This is a genomic window from Pseudomonas kribbensis (assembly GCF_003352185.1).
In the GTDB taxonomy this organism is placed as follows: Bacteria; Pseudomonadota; Gammaproteobacteria; order Pseudomonadales; family Pseudomonadaceae; genus Aquipseudomonas; species Aquipseudomonas kribbensis.
In genome coordinates, this window is record NZ_CP029608.1 from 2,385,987 (window position 1) to 2,404,565 (window position 18,579).

General features: G+C 61.4%; 18 protein-coding genes. 11 read left to right on the forward strand and 7 right to left on the reverse strand.

The features are described 5' to 3' along the window. Positions 1–10: 10 nt before the first annotated feature. The gene (locus DLD99_RS11030) at positions 11–709 is read right to left on the reverse strand and encodes a CoA transferase subunit A (protein ID WP_085708698.1); all 699 of its coding nucleotides are present in this window, start codon (positions 707–709) and stop codon (positions 11–13) included. A 176-nt stretch (positions 710–885) separates the two neighbouring features. On the opposite strand from DLD99_RS11030, the gene DLD99_RS11035 reads away from it, so the two are divergent. Beyond that, positions 886–1,764, forward strand: coding sequence for a LysR family transcriptional regulator (locus tag DLD99_RS11035; protein ID WP_114882208.1), 879 nt, complete (start codon positions 886–888; stop codon positions 1,762–1,764). On the opposite strand, the gene DLD99_RS11040 is transcribed toward DLD99_RS11035, so the two are convergent. Beyond that, entirely contained in the window at positions 1,748–2,596 is an 849-nt protein-coding gene (locus tag DLD99_RS11040; RefSeq protein WP_114882209.1) for an NAD-dependent protein deacetylase, read from the reverse strand. The two genes, DLD99_RS11035 and DLD99_RS11040, sit on opposite strands and share 17 nt — an antisense overlap. Positions 2,597–2,677: 81 nt before the next feature. Further along, entirely contained in the window at positions 2,678–3,724 is a 1,047-nt protein-coding gene (locus tag DLD99_RS11045; protein WP_085708695.1) for a class I SAM-dependent methyltransferase, read from the reverse strand. Positions 3,725–5,054: 1,330 nt separating this feature from the next. Between DLD99_RS11045 and DLD99_RS11050 the strand changes: the two genes are divergently transcribed. The 3 genes from DLD99_RS11050 (at position 5,055) to DLD99_RS11060 (ending at position 7,787) form a co-directional block, all read left to right on the forward strand. Next, positions 5,055–5,894, forward strand: coding sequence for an HvfB family MNIO-type RiPP peptide maturase (locus tag DLD99_RS11050; protein WP_114882210.1), 840 nt, complete (start codon positions 5,055–5,057; stop codon positions 5,892–5,894). Continuing rightward, a complete protein-coding gene (locus DLD99_RS11055) occupies positions 5,887–6,636 on the forward strand; it encodes an HvfC family RiPP maturation protein (protein ID WP_114882211.1) in 750 nt (249 codons plus the stop codon). Before DLD99_RS11050 ends, DLD99_RS11055 begins: the two co-directional genes overlap by 8 nt. Positions 6,637–6,764: 128 nt before the next feature. Continuing rightward, positions 6,765–7,787, forward strand: a complete 1,023-nt coding sequence (locus DLD99_RS11060; protein ID WP_114882212.1) for an IS110 family RNA-guided transposase — start codon at positions 6,765–6,767, stop codon at positions 7,785–7,787. A 260-nt stretch (positions 7,788–8,047) separates the two neighbouring features. On the opposite strand, the gene DLD99_RS11065 is transcribed toward DLD99_RS11060, so the two are convergent. Next, complete coding sequence (locus tag DLD99_RS11065) at positions 8,048–9,355, reverse strand: ATP-binding protein (protein ID WP_114882213.1); 1,308 nt, start codon at positions 9,353–9,355, stop codon at positions 8,048–8,050. Continuing rightward, complete coding sequence (locus DLD99_RS11070; protein ID WP_085708690.1) at positions 9,352–10,092, reverse strand: response regulator; 741 nt, start codon at positions 10,090–10,092, stop codon at positions 9,352–9,354. The genes DLD99_RS11065 and DLD99_RS11070 overlap by 4 nt, the downstream gene beginning before the upstream one ends. 308 nt (positions 10,093–10,400) lie before the next feature. On the opposite strand from DLD99_RS11070, the gene DLD99_RS11075 reads away from it, so the two are divergent. The 5 genes from DLD99_RS11075 (at position 10,401) to DLD99_RS11095 (ending at position 13,619) form a co-directional block, all read left to right on the forward strand. Beyond that, a complete protein-coding gene (locus DLD99_RS11075; RefSeq protein WP_085708689.1) occupies positions 10,401–10,661 on the forward strand; it encodes a DUF2790 domain-containing protein in 261 nt (86 codons plus the stop codon). Between the two features lie 32 nt (positions 10,662–10,693). Further along, positions 10,694–10,990 (forward strand): hypothetical protein, encoded by a 297-nt coding sequence (locus DLD99_RS11080; RefSeq protein WP_085708688.1) that lies wholly within the window; start codon positions 10,694–10,696, stop codon positions 10,988–10,990. Between the two features lie 78 nt (positions 10,991–11,068). After that, positions 11,069–12,283, forward strand: coding sequence for a cytochrome c biogenesis protein DipZ (locus DLD99_RS11085; protein WP_114882214.1), 1,215 nt, complete (start codon positions 11,069–11,071; stop codon positions 12,281–12,283). Between the two features lie 217 nt (positions 12,284–12,500). Next, positions 12,501–12,773, forward strand: coding sequence for a DUF4242 domain-containing protein (locus DLD99_RS11090; RefSeq protein WP_114882215.1), 273 nt, complete (start codon positions 12,501–12,503; stop codon positions 12,771–12,773). Positions 12,774–12,806: 33 nt separating this feature from the next. After that, positions 12,807–13,619 carry a class I SAM-dependent methyltransferase gene (locus tag DLD99_RS11095; protein WP_114882216.1) on the forward strand — a complete coding sequence of 271 codons (813 nt, stop codon included), beginning with the start codon at positions 12,807–12,809 and terminating at the stop codon, positions 13,617–13,619. Between the two features lie 108 nt (positions 13,620–13,727). Here the strand turns inward: DLD99_RS11095 and pcsA are convergent, their stop codons facing one another. Next, positions 13,728–14,450, reverse strand: a complete 723-nt coding sequence (gene pcsA, locus DLD99_RS11100) for a phosphatidylcholine synthase (RefSeq protein WP_085708683.1) — start codon at positions 14,448–14,450, stop codon at positions 13,728–13,730. 259 nt (positions 14,451–14,709) lie between these two features. Here pcsA and DLD99_RS11105 point away from each other — a divergent pair, with 259 nt between their 5' ends. Both DLD99_RS11105 and ligD read left to right on the forward strand, forming a co-directional pair. Next, positions 14,710–15,444 carry a tellurite resistance TerB family protein gene (locus tag DLD99_RS11105; RefSeq protein WP_114882217.1) on the forward strand — a complete coding sequence of 245 codons (735 nt, stop codon included), beginning with the start codon at positions 14,710–14,712 and terminating at the stop codon, positions 15,442–15,444. Positions 15,445–15,566: 122 nt separating this feature from the next. Next, entirely contained in the window at positions 15,567–18,104 is a 2,538-nt protein-coding gene (gene ligD, locus DLD99_RS11110) for a DNA ligase D (protein WP_114882218.1), read from the forward strand. On the opposite strand, the gene DLD99_RS11115 is transcribed toward ligD, so the two are convergent. Further along, complete coding sequence (locus DLD99_RS11115) at positions 18,105–18,506, reverse strand: hypothetical protein (protein WP_208647519.1); 402 nt, start codon at positions 18,504–18,506, stop codon at positions 18,105–18,107. Between the last annotated feature and the right edge of the window lie 73 nt (positions 18,507–18,579).

An 18,579-nucleotide genomic window follows, 5' to 3' on the forward strand; every position in this document is an offset into this window, starting at 1 on the left:
TCAGCCTGGATTATTTGCGGATGGTGCGTTGTTCGATGCGTTTTTCGAACGTGCCGCAAATGACCCGGTCGACGTAGATGCCGGGGGTGTGGATCTGCGACGGATCCAGCTCGCCGGGTTCGACGATTTCTTCCACTTCGACCACGGTGATCTTGCCGGCGGTGGCGGCCAGCGGGTTGAAGTTCTGGGCGGTGTGGCGGTAGATGACGTTGCCGAAGTGGTCGGCCTTCCAGCCTTTGACGATGGCGAAGTCGCCGGTGATGGACTCTTCCATCAGGTACTTGCGACCGTGGAATTCACGCACTTCCTTGCCTTCGGCGACCGGGGTGCCGACGCCGGTGGCGGTGAAGAAGGCCGGAATGCCGGCGCCGCCTGCGCGCATTTTTTCGGCGAGGGTGCCTTGCGGGGTCAGGACGACTTCGATGTCGCCTTTGAGCAGTTGCTCTTCGAACAGTTTGTTTTCGCCGACGTAGGAGGCGACCACCTTGCGGATCTGGCGGTCGGTCAGCAGCACGCCGAGGCCGAAGCCATCGACGCCGCAGTTGTTGGAGACGACGGTGAGGTCGCGGGTGCCTTTGCGTTTGATCTCGGCGATCAGGTTTTCCGGAATGCCGCACAGGCCGAAGCCGCCGGCGATCACGGTCATGCCGTTTTCAAGGCCCGCCATGGCTTCCTCGTAGGAATACACGCGCTTGTCGAAACCTGCCATATGCACCTCTTTTATTGTTTGTCGGGCGGCTGGCTAGCCGAATGACTGGAGTGTCTCGCTGGGGGATATATTTGTTAAGTTGATTTTTAAGGTTGATTGATTGATAAAGCTCATCAAATACCCATCCTTTGTCTTGCAGCTTAACGCTTGAAGCTGGCAACTGGAGCAACGCGACCATGACCATCAAGCAGATCCGCGCCTTCCTCGCCGTGGCCCAAAGCCTGAGTTTCGCCGTGGCCTGCGAGCGCCTGCACCTGTCGCAATCGGCGTTGAGCCTGACCATCAAGGCGCTGGAAGAGGGGCTGGGCGGGCGCCTGTTCAGTCGCAATACGCGCAACGTTGCGCTGACCCCGGAAGGGGAGTCGCTGCTGCCGCTGGCCCGGCGCCTGATCGCCGACTGGGACAACGCCGAAGACGAAATGCGCCAGCGCTTCAGCCTGCAACGGGGGCGCGTGACGCTGGCGGCGATGCCGTCGTTTGCCGGCAATCTGCTGCCGCCGATACTCAAGACCTTCCGCGCGCGTTATCCGAACGTCAACGTGACGGTCAACGACGTGATCAACGAGCAAGTGCTGGAAATGGTCCGCGATCGTCAGGTCGAACTCGGCGTGGCGTTCGAGCCGTTGCAGAACACTTCGCTGACCTTCACACCTCTTTATAAGGATCGCTTCGTCGCGGTGGTGCCACAGGACTCACCGCTGGCCCGGCGCACCGACATCGACTGGCAGACCTTGCTGCAGGAACCGTTCATCACCCTGCAACGGCCGTCCACGGTGCGGGTGATGCTGGAAGAACACCTGCAGGCCCGGGGCATGAAACTGCCGGTGGAATTCGAAAGCCATCAACTGGCGACGGTCGGGCGGATGGTTGCCAACGGGCTGGGCGTCAGCGCGGTGCCGGCATTGTGCGCCGAGCAGATGCGCGAACTGGGGGCGCGGTGTCTGACGTTGCATGAGCCGGTGGTGGAGCGGGCGATTGGCGTGTTGACTGACTCCGGGAATGAATTGTCGGCGGCGGCGCAGGCGTTGTTCGACATCCTTAAGGCTGAGCATTGAGGCGTTGTGTCAGTAACGGCAATAGCTGTTCGCAAGACGCCTCGATCTTCAAATCCAGCAGCTCATCCGCCCGGGTCTTCCCCAGATTGATCGCAATCAGCGGCTTGCCCCGATCCGCAATCACCCGGCACAGGCGAAACGCCGAATACGCCATCAACGACGACCCGACCACCAGCATCCCGGCGGCATTCTCTGCTGCCGCCATGGCTCGTGCTGCCGTCGTTTGCGCCACGTTCTCGCCAAAAAACACCACGTCCGGCTTCATCCGCTCGCCTTCGCAATGCGGACAATGCGGCACCTGAAAACGCGCCTCGAAAGCCGGGTCGAGCAGGGTATCGCCGTCCGGCGCCTGCACCGCATCGACACCCGCCAGATACGGGTTCTGCGTTTCCATCAATTGCTGAATCGAATCCCGCTCGCTGCGCTGGCCGCAATCCAGACACAACACCCGATGCAGGCTGCCGTGCAGTTCGATGACATCGTGACTGCCGGCCTGATCGTGCAGGGTATCGACATTCTGGGTGATCAGGCCGCCGATCCGGCCGTGGCTTTGCAGGCTGGCCAGCGCTTCGTGGGCCGCGTTCGGCTGGGCCTGACGCACACGCGGCCAACCGAGCATCGCCCGGGCCCAGTAGCGACGGCGTGACTCGGGCGCCGACAGAAATTCCTGATACATCATCGGCTGCCGGCCACGGCGCACGCCGTTGGTGTCGCGGTAGTCCGGGATGCCGGACGGCGTGCTGATACCGGCGCCGGTCAGCACCACGAAATCGCCGTCGGCCATGGTCTGTTGCAGATAATCGAGGTGTTCGTGGAGGGGGCGGTCGAGCATGGTCAGCGCTCCGCAGGCTGTGAGTGCCTTGCAGGTTAGCACTGCCGGGCGCCTCCGATCAGAGACGCCCGGTACCGACTTTTACTTGCGTGCTTCCAGAATCAGGTTGAACGGCGTCTGCGTCGCTCGACGGAACTGCTTGAACCCGGCTTCGCTGAACACTTTGCGCAGGCGCATCTCGCCGGCTTGCGCACCGAGCCCCAGGCCCACTTCCTGGGACAGTGAGTTCGGCGTGCAGATGAACGTCGATGCTGCATAGAACAGTCGCCCGACTGGGTTGATGTTGTCGTCCAGCGTGTCGTTGGCAAAGGGTTCGACCAACAGCACCGTGCCGTCGTCCTTCAGGCAATCGTAGGCATGTCGCGCCGCGCCGACCGGGTCGCCCATGTCGTGCAGGCAGTCGAAGTAGCAGATCAGGTCGTAGTCATCGCCGGGAAAGCTTTTCGCCGTGCCCTGGAAAAACCGCGCCCGGCTGCTCACTCCGCCTTCTTCGGCCCGCTGGGTGGCGACACTCACCGAGGGCGCGTGATAGTCGAATCCGACGAAACGCGAGTTGGGGTAAGCCTGGGCCATGATCACCGTGGAGGCGCCATGACCGCAGCCGACATCGGCGACCTTGGCGCCGTCTTCGAGTTTGGCCACCACGCCGTCCAGCGCCGGCAGCCATTCGGCGATCAGGTGCCCTTTGTAGCCAGGACGGAAGAACCGTTCGGTGCCGGTGAACATGCACGGATGGTGATCACCCCAGGGCAGGGCGCCATTGCCGCGCATGGCTTTGACCAGCTTGTCCTTGTCGTGGAAAAACGACGCCACCACGCCCAGCCCGCCGGCCACGTAGACCGGCGAATCTTCCTTGGCCAGGGCCATGGCCTGCTCTTCCGGCAGGCGGAATTTGCCGTCCAGGTGTTCCATGTAGCCGGACGCCGCATGGGCGCTGAGCCATTCGCGCACCAGTCGGGTGTTGCAGGCGGTTTTTTCGGCGAGGGTTTCCGGGGCGATCGGCTGGCTGTCGGCCATGGCTTTATACAAGCCAAGTTCTTCGCCGACGATGACATTGGCCAGCATCGCCGCGCCGCCCATGTCGTTGACCAGTTTGCCCATGAACTCGTTGAGTCTGGCCTCGTCCATGTCATGTGCTCCTGTCAAGGATCACAGTCCGGTGATGATGGGGGTCGAGGCATTCACCACCGGGCGGTGGTCGTGGAAACGGGCAGGGCGCCGATGGCGTCTGCGTCCCCCTCGACTGGGTACTGATTGAGTCTAGTCGGTGTTGGTGCTGGCGGGAGTGGGCTGCGTGATTTTCGAGCCTTGTATCGCGGTGGTGCGTTCTCCCACGTTAGCGTGGGCTCCCGAATTTTCCGCCGACGGTTCCTGTCCTGTGCGAGACGGTGCGACTCAGGGCGATTTCGCTTTTTGAGCCAGGTCAGAGCACCGGCCCATGCCCGCCAGGAGCAAACGACGGGCGAAAAAAAACCGCCTTGCGGGCGGTTTTTTAGCAAGCCTCAGATTGCGGCTGAGGCTTAGTGCGTCTCACCGGAAGCACTGGCGTGGGGGCATGTTATTGAGCTTTTCCTATCCTTGCAACGTAATTTTCGCCCACACATGAATAGGGGTATTAGAGATCACTCGGCAGTGATTTCAGTACCTGATGTCGGAGAGCAATGCTGACAGAAATAACGCTTTACAAAAGATGCGCTTTTTTCATTTGAGAATCACTGGGCCGAAACTTACGACCTGCGATTACAGGTTAACATGCTCGCGCTCACACCCTGGTGCAGCGGTAGGGTTCGGCTGGTGGCCTAACGGTTTCACGCCCTCTGACACGGTTTTGCATCCGTGCCGGAATGATGGTTCGGAGGGATTTCAACCGGCCGCCTCACCGGAAGTACTGGCGTGTTCTTCCAAAGGCACGCGTGATCCGGTAAGTGCGCTGGAGGTTTGGCCCCCAACCTTGGAGGCCAAAACGTATGAAGCTTTTGTTGCGTACGTTGAGCCTCGTATGGAGATTGTTGAAAGCGTTTCGCTTTTACGAGTTCCTGCGAGACCACTTTGACGACCTGAAGTAGCGGTCGTTGATGTGGGGAAAAGCCCGTGTCAGTTTTGGCTGATGCGGGCTTTTTTTTGGTTTCTCTAATCTGTCAAAAATAATAATTCAATCAGCTGATTCTCTTGCGAAGGTAGGCAATTTCGTCGGCATCTGTAGGTGTCATCCGGAAGCTCTGAACTCTTCGGCCTGTCAGGAACCGGGGCGAGCTTCGAACGTCGCCTGTTCGGTAGTAGGCATGCCGTTCAGGAAGAGGGCAGCGGCAGCGGCTCTGTATCCCATTGTGTACAGGCTCGTCGCCGATACAAAAACCGCCATTTCCCGCGCAGCGCCCACACAGCAGCGATACACCCTCCGGTTTAACTGGACCTCTCGGCCGCCACTGTCGGCGGCTCCTTTGCAGAGGTCTTGCCCATGCAGATTCCCCACCCCACCTTACAGGCCAGCGTCGGGCTTGGCCTGCGTCGCGGCCTGATGAAAGATCTTCAAGCCGCCCGCACCGGCGATTTCGACTTTCTCGAAGTTGCCCCGGAAAACTGGATCGGCGTCGGCGGCGTTCACGGCGCCGCGTTGCGCGAACTGGCCGAGCGTTATCCGCTGTCGTGCCATGGCCTGTCGTTGTCGCTCGGCGGGTCGGCGCCGCTGGACGTCGATTTCCTTCGGGAAGTCCGGGTGTTTCTCGATCATTACAACGTGCCGCTGTACAGCGAGCACCTGAGCTATTGCAGCGACGACGGTCACCTTTATGACCTGCTGCCGCTGCCATTCACCGAAGAGGCGGTGCACCACGTTGCCGCGCGGATCCGTCAGGCCCAGGACATTCTTGGCCGGCGCCTGGCAGTGGAAAACGTTTCCTATTACGCCGCCCCTCGGCAGGACATGGACGAGGTCACCTTCACCAACGCGGTATTGCGCGAGGCCGATTGCGACCTGCTGCTGGACGTCAACAACGTCTACGTCAACTCGATCAACCACGGCTTCGACCCGCAGACGTTTCTGGCCGGGATCGAACCGGGCCGGGTGGTCGGGATGCATGTCGCCGGGCATTTCGACGAGTCCGACACGCTGAAGATCGATACCCACGGCGCTTCGGTGAAACCGGTGGTCTGGTCGCTGCTGGCAGAGGCCTACGCACGCTTTGGTGCGCAGCCGACGCTGCTCGAACGTGACTTCAACTTCCCGGCGTTCTCCGAACTGGTGGCCGAGTTGCAGACCATTCGCCGCTTGCAGAACCAGGGAGGCCAGCGTGGATAACCTTGAGCAGCAACAACGGGCCCTGACGCGCTACCTGCGCGATCCCGAGAACCAGATGCCACCGACCGACATGAACGCGGCACGGGTCAACGTCTATCGCGATCTGGTGTTCAACAATGTCTCGCAACTGTTGGGCGGGACCTTTCCGGTGCTGATCCGGATCATCGGCCAGGAGCGCTGGCGCACATTGATTCGCGGCTTTCTGCGGGACTACCGCGCGCAGACGCCGAAATTCGGTGAGATCGCCGAAGAGTTCGTCGGTTACCTCGCCTCGGAGCCCGCCGTGTTGAGCACGGGAGAGTGGCCGGCGTTTCTGGTGGAACTGGCGCATTACGAGTGGGTGGAGATGGTGTTGCAGCAGTCCGATGCCGATCCGCTGCCGGCAAGTGATCCCGCGTTGTTGCTGGAGCGGCCATTGCAGGTTTCGGCGCTGGCGTGGCCATTGGCGTATGCGTGGCCGGTGCAGATCCTCAGCCCTGAATATCAGCCGTCAACGCCACCCGCCCAGGCAACCCTGTTGCTGGTGCGGCGTGCGGCGGATTTCAGTGTGAAGTTTTCCGAGCTGAGTCCGTTGGCGTGGCGGTTGCTGCAGCGGGTTGGGGAGTTTCCGTTGCTGAGCGGTCGTGAGCAACTGGAGGGGCTGGCGATGGAGGCGGGTTTGCCGGGAACTGCGTCCTTCATGGACAGCGGACTGGCGTTGTTGCAGCAGATGCATGAGGACGGTGTGATCGGAATCAATTGATCCCACCAACAAAAAAAGACCCGGGGAACACGATGGTTCCCCGGGTCTAATGAGATGGTCAGCCTGACCGAGAAGCCCTGCAGGTTTACGCTTGCAGGGCTTTTCTCGTTTTCGGCGGAGGATCTCTCATGAACACGATGACGCTTCTCGGTATCGACATTGGCAAACACAGTTTCCACCTGCATGGCCAGGATGCCAAAGGTCATCAGGTACTGCGCAAGAAAACCAATCGTGGCCAATTGCTCAGCACCTTGGCCCAGCTACCGGCCTGCACGGTGGTGATGGAGTCATGCGGCGGCGCTCACTGGCTTGCTCGACAGATCGGCACTTTGGGCCACGAGGTGAAGCTGATCGCCCCGCAGTACGTCAAACCGTTCGTCAAAGGCAACAAAAACGACTTCATTGATGCCGAAGCGATTTGCGAGGCGGCAAGCCGCCCCGCGATGCGCTTCTGCTCGATCAAAACCGCAGAGCAACAAACGCTTTCAGCGCTGCATCGTGTCCGAGATTCCCTGATTGGCCATCGCACCGTCGCGATCAACCAGATTCATGGGTTTCTGCTGGAGTTCGGGATCAGCCTGCCTATTGGAACCGCTGCGCTGCATCATGTGCCGATGTTGCTCGACAACCCGCAACACTCGGTGCCGTTGCGCCTCAAGGGTTTGGTGATGCGTCTCTACCGGCAGATTCAGCAACTGGACCAAGAGATCAAGGACATCGAGTCCGACCTCAAGCAACAGTTGAAAGAGGACGACGCCGGAAGCCGTTTGCAGAGCATCCCTGGCATCGGCCCGATCACTGCCAGCGCCTTGCTGGCAGATATAGGGGATGTCTCGAACTATCGCAGCGCACGTGATTTCTCGGCTTCGTTGGGGTTGGTACCGAAACAGCATTCAACCGGCGGAAAGACAGTGCTGCTGGGGATCACAAAACGCGGCGACAAGCACATACGCCGGCTGCTGGTGCAGGGCGCACGAGCCATCATGCAGCATATCGACGGTAGGGATGATGCGTTGGGGCCTTGGGTTCGAGAGCTGCTGACGCGTCGGCACTCCAATATCGTCGCCTGCGCGCTGGCGAACAAACTGGCACGAATCGTGTGGGCGGTACTGGCGAAAGGCGGCCAGTACGACCCACATCCGAACGCTTGAACGTACAGCTTTAACACCGGCTTTTGCGACGTCACTGACTGATGACAGTAAACGGCAAACGGCCCGACTGAAAACCTGGCAACAAAATCAGCTTCAGAAGCTGAGGGTTTTTTCAGGACAATCGGGAGCGGCTACTCATCGAGGGTCGAGCGTTGTGGCGCAACGCTCACAATGAGCCCGGATACATTAGCGCAAGCCAGCTTTACCGAAAACAGCCCATGAGGTTGCAGGAGATGGGCTGACCATACATTTTGTTTGTCTCAGGCCTGAAGCGGCAGCTTCAGTTCAGCGCACAATCCGCCACCTTCACGGTTGCTCAAATTCAGCGAACCACCCAGCGCCATCGCCAGCTGCTGGGCAATCGCCAGACCGAGGCCGGTGCCGCCGGTGCTGCGGTTGCGCGAGTTTTCCACGCGATAGAACGGCTCCATTACCTGTGCCAGTTCCTCTTCGGCGATGCCCGGTCCGCGATCCATCACCTTGATCGAAAGGCCGGTCTTGTCCCGTTGAATCAACAGCTCGGCAGCGCCGGCAAACTTCAGCGCATTGTCGGTCAGGTTGACCAGCACCCGGCGCAAGGCATGGGGGCGGGTGTCGATGACCGCCTCGCTCTTGCCGCTCAACTGCACCTCTTTGCCCATGTCCTGGTAGTCGAAGACCAGGCTGTCGAGGAACGAATCGAGGTTGGTGCGCCGGCTTTCTTCGGTCGAACCGTGGATGCTGCGGGCATAGGCCACGCCTTCACGCACCAGATGCTCCATCTCGCCGAGGTCATTCCACAGTTTGTCCTTTTCCGCCGAATCGTCCATGAACTCCGCCCGCAGTTTCATCCGGGTGATCGGGGTTTGCAGGTCGTGGGAAATCGCTGCCAGCAACTGCATGCGTTCTTTCAGATACGCGGCGATCCGCGCCTGCATGGTGTTGAACGCACGGGCGGCGTAGGCCACTTCGTTCGGGCCCTGTTCATCCAGATTGATCGGATGGGCGTTGGGATCAAGGGTTTCCACCGCATTGGCCAGGCGGGTGAGCGGACGGATGGCGATGCGCACCGCCAGCCAGGTGCAGGCAATCATCAACGCCAGTTGCCCGAGCAGCACCACCGGCAGCCAAGGCGACAGCGGCACCATTGACGGTCGCACGTCAATGGTCACCGGGCTGCCGTCGCTCAGGCGCAGGTGGCCCTGAAAGTGTTTTTTCGGCCCCGGAATGTCGGTGAAAGTCAGCGGATAGGCTTCGCCGATGGCGTCGGTGATCGAGGTGACCGCGATCGGTACTTCGCCGGCACCGATCGGTGTACCCGGTTCGCCCTCGCTGAGCAGGTAACCGTAGTTGGGCCGGGCCAGACGTTCGAGCCACATCGGACGCTCGTCGGCCGGCAGTCGGTCGAGGATCGCAATCGAGGTCGAAACGTCGGTTTCCAGGTTGCCGAGCATGGTGTTCTTCGCGCTTTCGTAGCGCTCGTAATACTGCGCGCCGAACGACAGGGCTTGAGCCAGGATCAGGCCGATCAGAAAAATCAGCGACAACCGCGAGGCGAGGGTGCGCGGCCAGTGCAGCGCAACCTTCATGCCGGGGCTCCGAGGATTTCCACCGGCAGCGAGAACACATAACCCTCGCTGCGCACGGTCTTGATGTAGGCCGGTTCGCGGGCGTCGTCGAGCAGACGCTGGCGCAGACGACTGACCAGCAGGTCGATGGAGCGGTCGAACAGATCGGCGTCACGGCCCTGGGTCAGGTTGAGCAGTTGATCGCGGCTCAGTACTCGCTGTGGATGATCGAGGAACACTCGCAGCAAGCGGTACTCCGCGCCGCTCAAGGCAACCATGGTGCCGTCGGTGTCCAGCAGATGCCGGGCCGAGGTGTCGAGCTGCCAGCGACCGAAGGCCAGCAAGCGGCCGCTTTCGGTGACCACCAGATTGGGCGGCAGCATGCGCGTGCGGCGCAGCACGGCATTGATTCGCGCCAGCAGCTCGCGGGCGGCGAAAGGTTTGGTCAGGTAGTCGTCGGCGCCCATTTCCAGGCCGATGATGCGGTCGGTCTCATCATTGCGTGCGGTGAGCATCAAGACCGGCGTGGCCTTGTGTTTGCCGGCGCGCAATTCGCGGCACAGCAGCAGGCCGTCATCGCCGGGCATCATGATGTCGAGCACGATCAGGTCGACGGTATTGGCTTCCAGAAAACTGCGCATCTGCCGGCCATCGGCGACCACCGTGGTGCGCAGGCCGTTCTTTTTCAGGTAATTGCCAACCAGTTCGCGAATCTCGCGGTCGTCATCGACGATGAGAATGTGATCGACATGATCCATGGAGCCAAACCTCTATCAAGTGGGGGAATGTCTCGCAGTCTATAGAGCCCGCGCGGGCTCGCCTGCCTGCCTTTGTATTGCAGTGTATCTGCCGCAACGACGGATACATGTGGACGCAAAATCAGGATTTTTTCAGGGTTTTGTATCGCTGTGTATCCCCCGGCGGGCGAGATACGTAGCGATTTATACCGGCCGTTTTCCGACACAGACGGGATACCTCGCGAGCTTTAAATGAGCTCCATCGAGGCACACCACAGCGCCTCGGCTCAAACAACCGATCTACCCATTGAAGCCCTGAGGAAAACGCCATGACCAACAAATCCGTAATCGCCGCTTGCCTGTTCGCTGCCCTGAACATCTGCACCCTGTCGGCCCGCGCCGAAGCTGTTGCCCCGCAAACCTACACCTACGGCACCCATCTGGATATCCAGAAAGTGATCTCGATGAAAGAAGACAAATCGATGACCTGCGGCATCGTCGACGCCCGCATGACCTACCTCGATTCTGCCGGTCAGACCCGCGTGCTCGACTACAGCAAATTCGCCGACGGCTGCGACAACCAGAACTGATCCGCCACTCACTGACTTAAAGGAAGATTGCCATGAACAACGTATCGCGTTTCTTGACCGCCATTGCCTTCTCTTTTGCCGGTGTCGCGGCTCACGCCAACAGCGCCGTCGAGCAGAGCAGCTGCGCCGGCAGCACCTGCTTTCAACTGAGCCCGGTAGCCAAGCAGGGCAGCGATGCCTTGATCGCCGCCGACGGCGCCAGCCACACGCCGCAAGGGCAGATGGTCGCGGCAGACGGCTCCAGTCATACACCGCAAGGGCAGATGGTTGCCGAAAACGGCGCCAGCCGGACCCCGCAGAGCCAATGGCTGGACAGCCAGAACGCCTGAGTCCCCGTGCGTGTCTGCCGGTGAACGGCAGACACCTCTTTTATCGGCAGACCGCCCATCCTTCAAGAGGTGAACCTCATGTTCCTTATCGCTTTCCTGGGCGGTCTGTTGACTGTCCTCAGCCCCTGCATCCTGCCGGTGGTGCCGTTTCTGTTTGCCGGCGCCGACCGCACGCGCTCGTCGATCCTGCTGACCCTCGGCGGCATGGCCCTGACTTTCGCCCTGATCTCCAGCCTCGCGGTGGTCAGCAGCGAGTGGGTGATCCAGGCCAACAACACCGGCCGACACATCGCGTTGGTCGTGATGGTGCTGTTTGCGCTGTCGCTGATTTCCGCACGCATCGGGGACTGGCTGGCGCGGCCGTTCGTGCTGTTGGGTAATCGCCTGGATCCGGACACTCGCAAGAAGGCTGGTCCCATGGGGTCGGTGATGATCGGCGTGGCCACCGGTCTGCTGTGGGCACCGTGCGCCGGTCCGATTCTTGGGGTGATTCTGACCGGCGCGATGCTGCAAGGCGCCAGTGCCCAGACCAGCCTGTTGCTGTTGGCCTATGGTGCGGGCAGTGCGCTGTCGCTGGGGACGCTGATCTTCGCCGGTCGCGGCCTGGTCAACCGGCTGAAACCGTCGATCCCGTTCACGGGCTGGTTCCGTCGTGGCGCGGGTGTCGCCGTGCTGGCGGCGGCGGTGGTGATTTCCACCGGTGCCGATCGCACCCTGCTGGCCGGCACATCGTCCGAGGGCGTCGCCAGTGTCGAGAAAAACGTGTTGGAAAACGCGCCGAAAGTGATCGATTACTTCATCAGCAAAGTGCGGGCGGATTCGACGGCGGACGAGCAGGGCAATGGCGCGATGCCGTCTCTGACCGGCGCAGTGCAATGGCTGAACTCACCGGAACTGAGCGCCGAATCCCTGCGTGGCAAAGTGGTGCTGGTGGACTTCTGGACCTACGACTGCATCAACTGCCAGCACACGCTGCCATACGTGAAGGATTGGGAGAAAAAGTACGGCAAGGACGGCCTCGTGGTGATCGGTGTGCACACCCCGGAATACGGTTACGAGCGGATCATCGACAACGTCAAGGATCAGGTGAAGAAACTCGGCATCACCTACCCGGTGGCCATCGACAACAACTACGCGATCTGGCGCAACTTCGACAACCAGTACTGGCCGGCGCACTACCTGATCGATGCCAAGGGGCAGGTGCGTTACACCCACTTTGGCGAGGGCAGTTATCAGACTCAGGAGCAAATGATTCAGCAACTGCTCAAGGAGGCCAAGACGCCTTCTGCATGAGCCTGATTGACGACGGCCCGGAGGTGAGTGCTCCGGGCCGTTTTCATTTGCACGGAATCTGTTTCGAGCGCTTTACAAAATCCCGCCACTCATCGGCGAAGTCCCGGTTCGCGGGGCTCTCCAGACGATTGGCAAGGACGCCGCACAGTCTCGGGACGATAGTGAAAGAGCAGGGTTGTATCCGCCCTGTCACTGATAAAAAGAAAGCGAGGTTGCCATGCCGAAATTCGTGATTGAACGCGAGATTCCAGGGGCCGGAAACCTGTCGGAGCAAGAACTCAAGGCGGTATCGCAAACGTCCTGCCAGGTGTTGCGTGAACTCGGGCCACAGGTGCAATGGCTGCAGAGTTACGTCACCGCCGACAAGGTCTACTGCGTGTACATCGCCCCTGATGAGGAGCTGGTGCGCGAGCATGCGCGGCTGGGTGGATTCCCGGCCAACAGTGTGTCCCGGGTGATGAGCGTCATCGACCCGACCACCGCCGAGTGACGCCCGATCCAGCCTGTCTTGGAGCACCTGTTGATGAGCACCCCCATCGATCTCAATGCCCTCAAGGAACGCCAGAAAGTCGCCTGGGCCAGCGGCGACTATGCCGTGATCGGCACCACCTTGCAGATCGTCGGGGAAAACCTCGCCGAAGCCTGCGATCTACGCTGCGATGAAGAAGTGCTGGATGTTGCCGCCGGCAATGGCAATGCCACGCTGGCGGCGGCGCGTCGGGGTTGTCGGGTGTTGTCCACCGATTATGTCGCGGCGCTGCTGGAGCGTGGCCAGGACCGGGCGCGGGCCGAACATCTGGACGTGACTTTTCAAGTGGCCGATGCCGAAGCGCTGCCGTTTGCCGACGCCAGTTTCGATGCGGTGCTGTCGACCTTCGGGGTGATGTTCGCCCCGGATCAGGCCAAGGCTGCGCAGGAACTGGCCCGGGTCTGCCGCCGTGGCGGGCGGATCGGCCTGGCCAACTGGACGCCCGAAGGCTTCGTCGGCCAGATGTTCAAGACCCTCGGCCGCCATCTGCCACCGCCCGCCGGCGCGCAACCACCGTCGAACTGGGGCGCGGAAGCCTGGCTGCATTCGCACTTCGATGAGCGACAGTTCCTGATGCAAGTGACTCGCCGCCACTTCAATTTCCGTTATCGCTCGGCGGCACACTTCATCGACATCTTCCGCCACTGGTACGGGCCGGTGCACAAGGCGTTCGCGGCGCTGCCGCCGGAGAGCGGGCAGGCACTGGAGGGGGATCTGACGCAACTGATCGACGGGCTGAACCGGGCTGGGCCGGAATCGATGGTGGTGCCCAGTGAGTATCTGGAGGTGGTCATAACCAAGCGTTGAGCGCCAACCCTTGTGGGAGCGAGCTTGCTCGCGAATGCAGACTGACATTCAACATGTTTGTTGACTGACATACAGCATTCGCGAGCAAGCTCGCTCCCACAGGTTCTTCTACTTCAGATGGGCACTGTCAAACCACTCCAGCGCCGTGCGCCAGATGCAGATGCCGAGGAAATACGCCGACGCCAGCAGCCACAAACCCATCACCAGCGGGTTGATGACCGGGTGGTTGAGCACCAGCGACAGGCTGCACAGCAGCCAGATCGCCGTCACCGCAATATTGATCGGCATGAAACGGCGCACGCGGAACGGGTGCAGGAATTTCATCCGGGTGATGGTCAGCAGCGCCAGGCCGATCACGGTCAGGAAGGTGATCCACGGCCCCGGAGCGATGATGTACAGGCACAGCGCGACCACGTTCCACGCGGCGGGGAAACCGACGAAGTAGTTGTCCTTGCTCTTCATGTTGACGTTGCAGAAGCAGAACAGCGACGACACCAGAATCAGCGACACCGTCAGCAGCAGGGTGTAGTCGGGCAGCGGAATGTAGCGATAGATGAACAGCGCCGGAATGAACACGTAGGTCAGGTAATCGATCACCAGATCGAGGATCGATCCGTCGAAACTCGGCAGCACCGACTGCACGTTGACCTTGCGCGCCAGCGCCCCGTCGAGGCCGTCGACGATCAGCGCGACGCCCAGCCACATCAGGCAATGGGTCGGCTGGTTTTCCAGCAGGGCGAGGGTGGCGAGGAAGGCGGTGACCACGCCGGTCGCGGTGAAACCATGGGCGCCCCAGGCCTTGAGCCTGGCAATGTGGACGGTCGATATCACAGGGGCGTTCTCCAGAAAGTGAAGCAAGCCGGGAATCACACTTGAGCAACAAGGGTGGCGGCCAACCGGGTCGGGTTTGCAGCTATCGACCGGTCGGGCCGGGATAAGGTTCATCCTTCATGAATCTTAGCTGGCCGGGAAAATTTTTCGACGCCGATATCGCTTCCCCGCAACAGCGTCAGCCAAACGGTGCTGGCGCAACTCGTGCGCAGGTCTATCGTTGCCTGACGCCGTTACGCTTTTGCCTGAGGATGACGTCATGAACACCAGCGATCTGCTCGAACAACTGCTGCGAGGCCAGGCCTCGGCGGGACAACAAAGTGGCGCCTCGGCCGGCGATGGCCTGGGCGGGCTCGGCGGATTGCTGGGTGGCCTGCTCGGTGGCGGTGGCACCAGCGGCGGCGGTGCGCCTGCCGGCGGACTGGGTGGGCTGCTCGGAGGGTTGCTCGGTGGCGGCGGTTTGGGTGGCGGGGCGCTTGGCGGTGGGACGCAAAGTCGTTCCGGCGGCACCAACTACGCGGCCCTGGCCTCGCTGGGCATGATGGCGTTCCAGGCCTATCAGGCCTGGCAACGCAGTCAGGCGTCAGCCGCGCCGCAGCAGACACCGCAGACCGCGGACCTGTTGGCCGGCCCGCAAGTCGAGGAGCACAGCCACGCGGTATTGCGCGCACTGATCGCGGCGGCGAAGGCCGACGGGCGGATCGACGACTCGGAGAAGCAACTGATCGGCAGCGAAATCGGCCGCCACACCGATGACCCCAACCTGCAGCAATGGCTGGACGCCGAAGTCGCCAAACCCCTCGATGCCCGGGAAGTTGCGCAAGCCGCGAACAACGATCCGGCGGTGGCCGCCGAAATGTATATCGCCAGCGTGATGCTGGTGGACGACCAGCAGGACGCCGAACGCAATTACCTGGATGAACTGGCGGCAGCCTTGCAGATCGATCCCGAGTTGCAGGTGCATCTGGAACAACAGGCCAAAGGCACCGCCTGAAAGTCCTCAACACCCGGGCCCCGGACGTTTCCATCCGTCCGGGGCTTTTTTACGTCGATTGAATTTTTCCGGGCAGGCGTCGCTCTTCTGCATAACAGCACCAGACTGCAGCCGGAGCCGCCATGAACAGGAACCTCGACGACTACAACCGCATGCGCGACTTCTCGGCGACCTCGGAACCGGCGGCGGTCAAGCGTCGGGGCAAGAAGGCTGGCGCCGATCACGCGCTGCAGTTCTGCATCCAGAAGCATGACGCCTCGCACCTGCATTACGACTTTCGCCTGGAGCTGGACGGCGCACTCAAGAGCTGGGCGGTGCCCAAGGGCCCGTCGCTGGATCCCAAGGTCAAGCGCCTGGCGGTGCATGTCGAAGACCACCCGCTGGATTACGCCACCTTCGAAGGGCACATCCCCGAGGGGCATTACGGTGCAGGAGACGTCATCGTCTGGGATCGCGGCGTGTGGATTCCGCTGGAGGATCCGCAAAAGGCCTATGCCAAAGGCAAGCTCAAGTTCGAGCTGCAGGGCGAGAAGCTCGGCGGGGTGTGGAATCTGGTGCGCACCCACATGCCGGGCAAGCAGGAACAATGGTTTCTGATCAAGCATCAGGACGCCGCCGCCCGGCCGCAAAGCGATTACGACGTGCTGGTCGCCGAGCCGGACAGCGTGCTCAGCGAACGCACCCTCGTCGACAAACCGAAGCTCGACGCCCGGCAGGTCAAACCGCTGAAACAGCCCGCGCGCAAACCCGCCTCGGGCAAGCTTGTCGGTGCACACAAGGCGCGAATTCCCGCCCAGTTGAAACCGCAATTGGCCACGCTGGTGGACAGTGCTCCGGCAGGGGACTGGAGCTACGAAATCAAATTCGATGGCTACCGGATCATGGCGCGCATCGATCATGACGACGTGCAGTTGTTCACCCGTAACGGCCATGACTGGACCCACAAACTGCCCGAGCAGGCCCAGGCACTCGCAGCGCTGGGGCTGGAGTCGGCGTGGCTTGACGGTGAAGTGGTGGTCACCAACGAAAACGGCATTCCGGACTTTCAGGCGCTGCAGAACGCCTTCGACGACAGCCGCAGCAGCGACATCCTTTATTACCTGTTCGACCTGCCTTACCTCAACGGTGTCGACCTGCGCGAAGTCCCGGTGGAAGAGCGGCGCGCAGCGCTGGCCACGATATTGAAGGCGCACAAGAGTCCGTTGCTGCGTTTCTCCGAAGCCTTCGACGAAACCCCGGAGGCCTTGCTCAACAGCGCCTGCCAGATGCAGATGGAAGGGTTGATCGGCAAACGTCTCGGCTCGCCCTATGTGTCGCGGCGCAGCAGCGACTGGATCAAGCTCAAGTGCAAGCATCGCCAGGAATTCGTGATCGTCGGTTACACCGATCCGAAGGGTTCGCGCAGTGCCTTTGGTGCTTTGTTGCTGGGCCTGCACGATCGCGACAGCGGCGAGTTGCGTTATGCCGGCAAGGTCGGAACGGGCTTCAACGAGGCCACCCTGAAAACAGTGCTTGCCCGGCTCAAACCGTTGCGGGCGAAAAAGACTGCGCTGGCCAACCCGCCCGTTGGTTTCGAGGCCAAGGGTGTGCACTGGCTCAAGCCGAACCTGCTGGCGGAGGTGGCGTTTGCCGAAATGACCCGGGAGGGTTCGGTTCGCCACGCCGTGTTCCATGGTCTGCGCGATGACAAACCGGCCAGGGACATCACCGAGGAGCGCGCCAAACCCATGAAGACCTCAAAGGCTCAAGCTACCGCGCCGTCCCAAGCCGGCCTGGCCGACGGAAAGGTGCGGATCACTCACCCGGACCGGGTCATCGACGCCAGCAGCGGCACCACCAAGATGCAACTGGCCGAGTATTACGCCAGCGTCGCCGAATGGATCCTGCCGCAGCTCAAGGATCGGCCCGTGGCGCTGGTGCGGGCCCCGGACGGCATCGCTGGCGAACTGTTCTTTCAAAAAAACGCCGAACACCTGGCGATCCCCGGCATCCGCACGCTGGACAAGGAACTGACCGGCCAACCGATGATGCTGATCAACAACGCCGAGTCGCTGATTGGGGCGGTGCAGATGAGCACCGTCGAACTGCACACCTGGAACGCCACCACGGCGGATCTGGAAAAACCCGACCGCTTCGTTCTCGATCTGGACCCGGATCCGGCGCTGCCCTGGAAAAGCATGGTCGAAGCCACCGCCCTGACCCTGACCGTGCTGGAGGAACTCGGTTTGCGGGCATTCCTCAAGACCAGCGGCGGCAAGGGCATTCATCTGGTGGTGCCGCTGATCCGCAAGCATGGTTGGGATGAGGTCAAGGATTTCAGCCATGCGATCGTCAGTCACATGGCCAAACAGTTGCCGGAGCGGTTTTCCGCGGTGTCCGGACCGAAGAACCGCGTGGGGCGGATCTTCATTGATTACCTGCGCAACGGGCTCGGCGCCACCACGATTTGTGCTTACGCGGCGCGGACCCGCGAAGGGCTGCCGGTGTCGGTGCCGTTGTTTGTCGATGAAGTGAAGGCGATCAAGGGCGGCAATCAGTGGAATATTCATAACGTCCACGAACGTCTGGCGGACGTCGGCGATGAACCCTGGGCGGACATGAAGAAAACCCGCCAGAGCATTACCGTCGAGATGCGCAAACGGGTCGGCCTGAAAACGTGATCAGGCGTCGCGCAGCAAGTCGTGGGCGTTGAGCAGTTCGAAGGCGATTTCCGGATTTTTTTCCAGCCCGCGGCGAATGGCGGCCGGGATCGCCTGACGAGTCTTGCGACACATCCCCGGCAATTCATCGATTTCGATGGCGATGCCACGCATGGTTCGCACTTCGTTGAAGCCCGGCGCGATGGCCATGCGAATCCCCAATTGCTCGAACATCCGCTGTTGCAGGCGTTCGAGGTCAGCCAGGCTTTGCAGGTTTTCCAGGCGTTCGAGCAGGCGCTTCTCCTCCTGCCGGGTGAGCAAGAGTATGCGCAGATCCGCGCCGGGCATTTCCAGCAACGGATCGCGCCCGCAGATGCAGGCGCCGGGCGGGCAGGGGGAGCGAAGCGGGGCGGCAATCGTCATGGCCTCCATCATAGAGGCCGTTCGACGGTTTTGCCCATGGTCGCCCGGCTGCCGTCCATCGGCAGAACGCAGA

Bases quoted from the DNA above. Each gene is read 5' to 3' on its own strand.
- ligD (WP_114882218.1), top strand. From the start codon at position 15,567: ATGAACAGGAACCTCGACGACTACAACCGCATGCGCGACTTCTCGGCG.
- DLD99_RS11030 (WP_085708698.1), bottom strand. From the start codon at position 709: ATGGCAGGTTTCGACAAGCGCGTGTATTCCTACGAGGAAGCCATGGCG.
- DLD99_RS11090 (WP_114882215.1), top strand. From the start codon at position 12,501: ATGCCGAAATTCGTGATTGAACGCGAGATTCCAGGGGCCGGAAACCTG.
- DLD99_RS11075 (WP_085708689.1), top strand. From the start codon at position 10,401: ATGACCAACAAATCCGTAATCGCCGCTTGCCTGTTCGCTGCCCTGAAC.
- DLD99_RS11070 (WP_085708690.1), bottom strand. From the start codon at position 10,092: ATGGATCATGTCGATCACATTCTCATCGTCGATGACGACCGCGAGATT.
- DLD99_RS11065 (WP_114882213.1), bottom strand. From the start codon at position 9,355: ATGAAGGTTGCGCTGCACTGGCCGCGCACCCTCGCCTCGCGGTTGTCG.
- DLD99_RS11040 (WP_114882209.1), bottom strand. From the start codon at position 2,596: ATGCTCGACCGCCCCCTCCACGAACACCTCGATTATCTGCAACAGACC.
- DLD99_RS11085 (WP_114882214.1), top strand. From the start codon at position 11,069: ATGTTCCTTATCGCTTTCCTGGGCGGTCTGTTGACTGTCCTCAGCCCC.
- DLD99_RS11115 (WP_208647519.1), bottom strand. From the start codon at position 18,506: ATGACGATTGCCGCCCCGCTTCGCTCCCCCTGCCCGCCCGGCGCCTGC.
- DLD99_RS11080 (WP_085708688.1), top strand. From the start codon at position 10,694: ATGAACAACGTATCGCGTTTCTTGACCGCCATTGCCTTCTCTTTTGCC.
- DLD99_RS11095 (WP_114882216.1), top strand. From the start codon at position 12,807: ATGAGCACCCCCATCGATCTCAATGCCCTCAAGGAACGCCAGAAAGTC.
- DLD99_RS11035 (WP_114882208.1), top strand. From the start codon at position 886: ATGACCATCAAGCAGATCCGCGCCTTCCTCGCCGTGGCCCAAAGCCTG.
- DLD99_RS11050 (WP_114882210.1), top strand. From the start codon at position 5,055: ATGCAGATTCCCCACCCCACCTTACAGGCCAGCGTCGGGCTTGGCCTG.
- DLD99_RS11105 (WP_114882217.1), top strand. From the start codon at position 14,710: ATGAACACCAGCGATCTGCTCGAACAACTGCTGCGAGGCCAGGCCTCG.
- DLD99_RS11060 (WP_114882212.1), top strand. From the start codon at position 6,765: ATGAACACGATGACGCTTCTCGGTATCGACATTGGCAAACACAGTTTC.
- DLD99_RS11045 (WP_085708695.1), bottom strand. From the start codon at position 3,724: ATGGACGAGGCCAGACTCAACGAGTTCATGGGCAAACTGGTCAACGAC.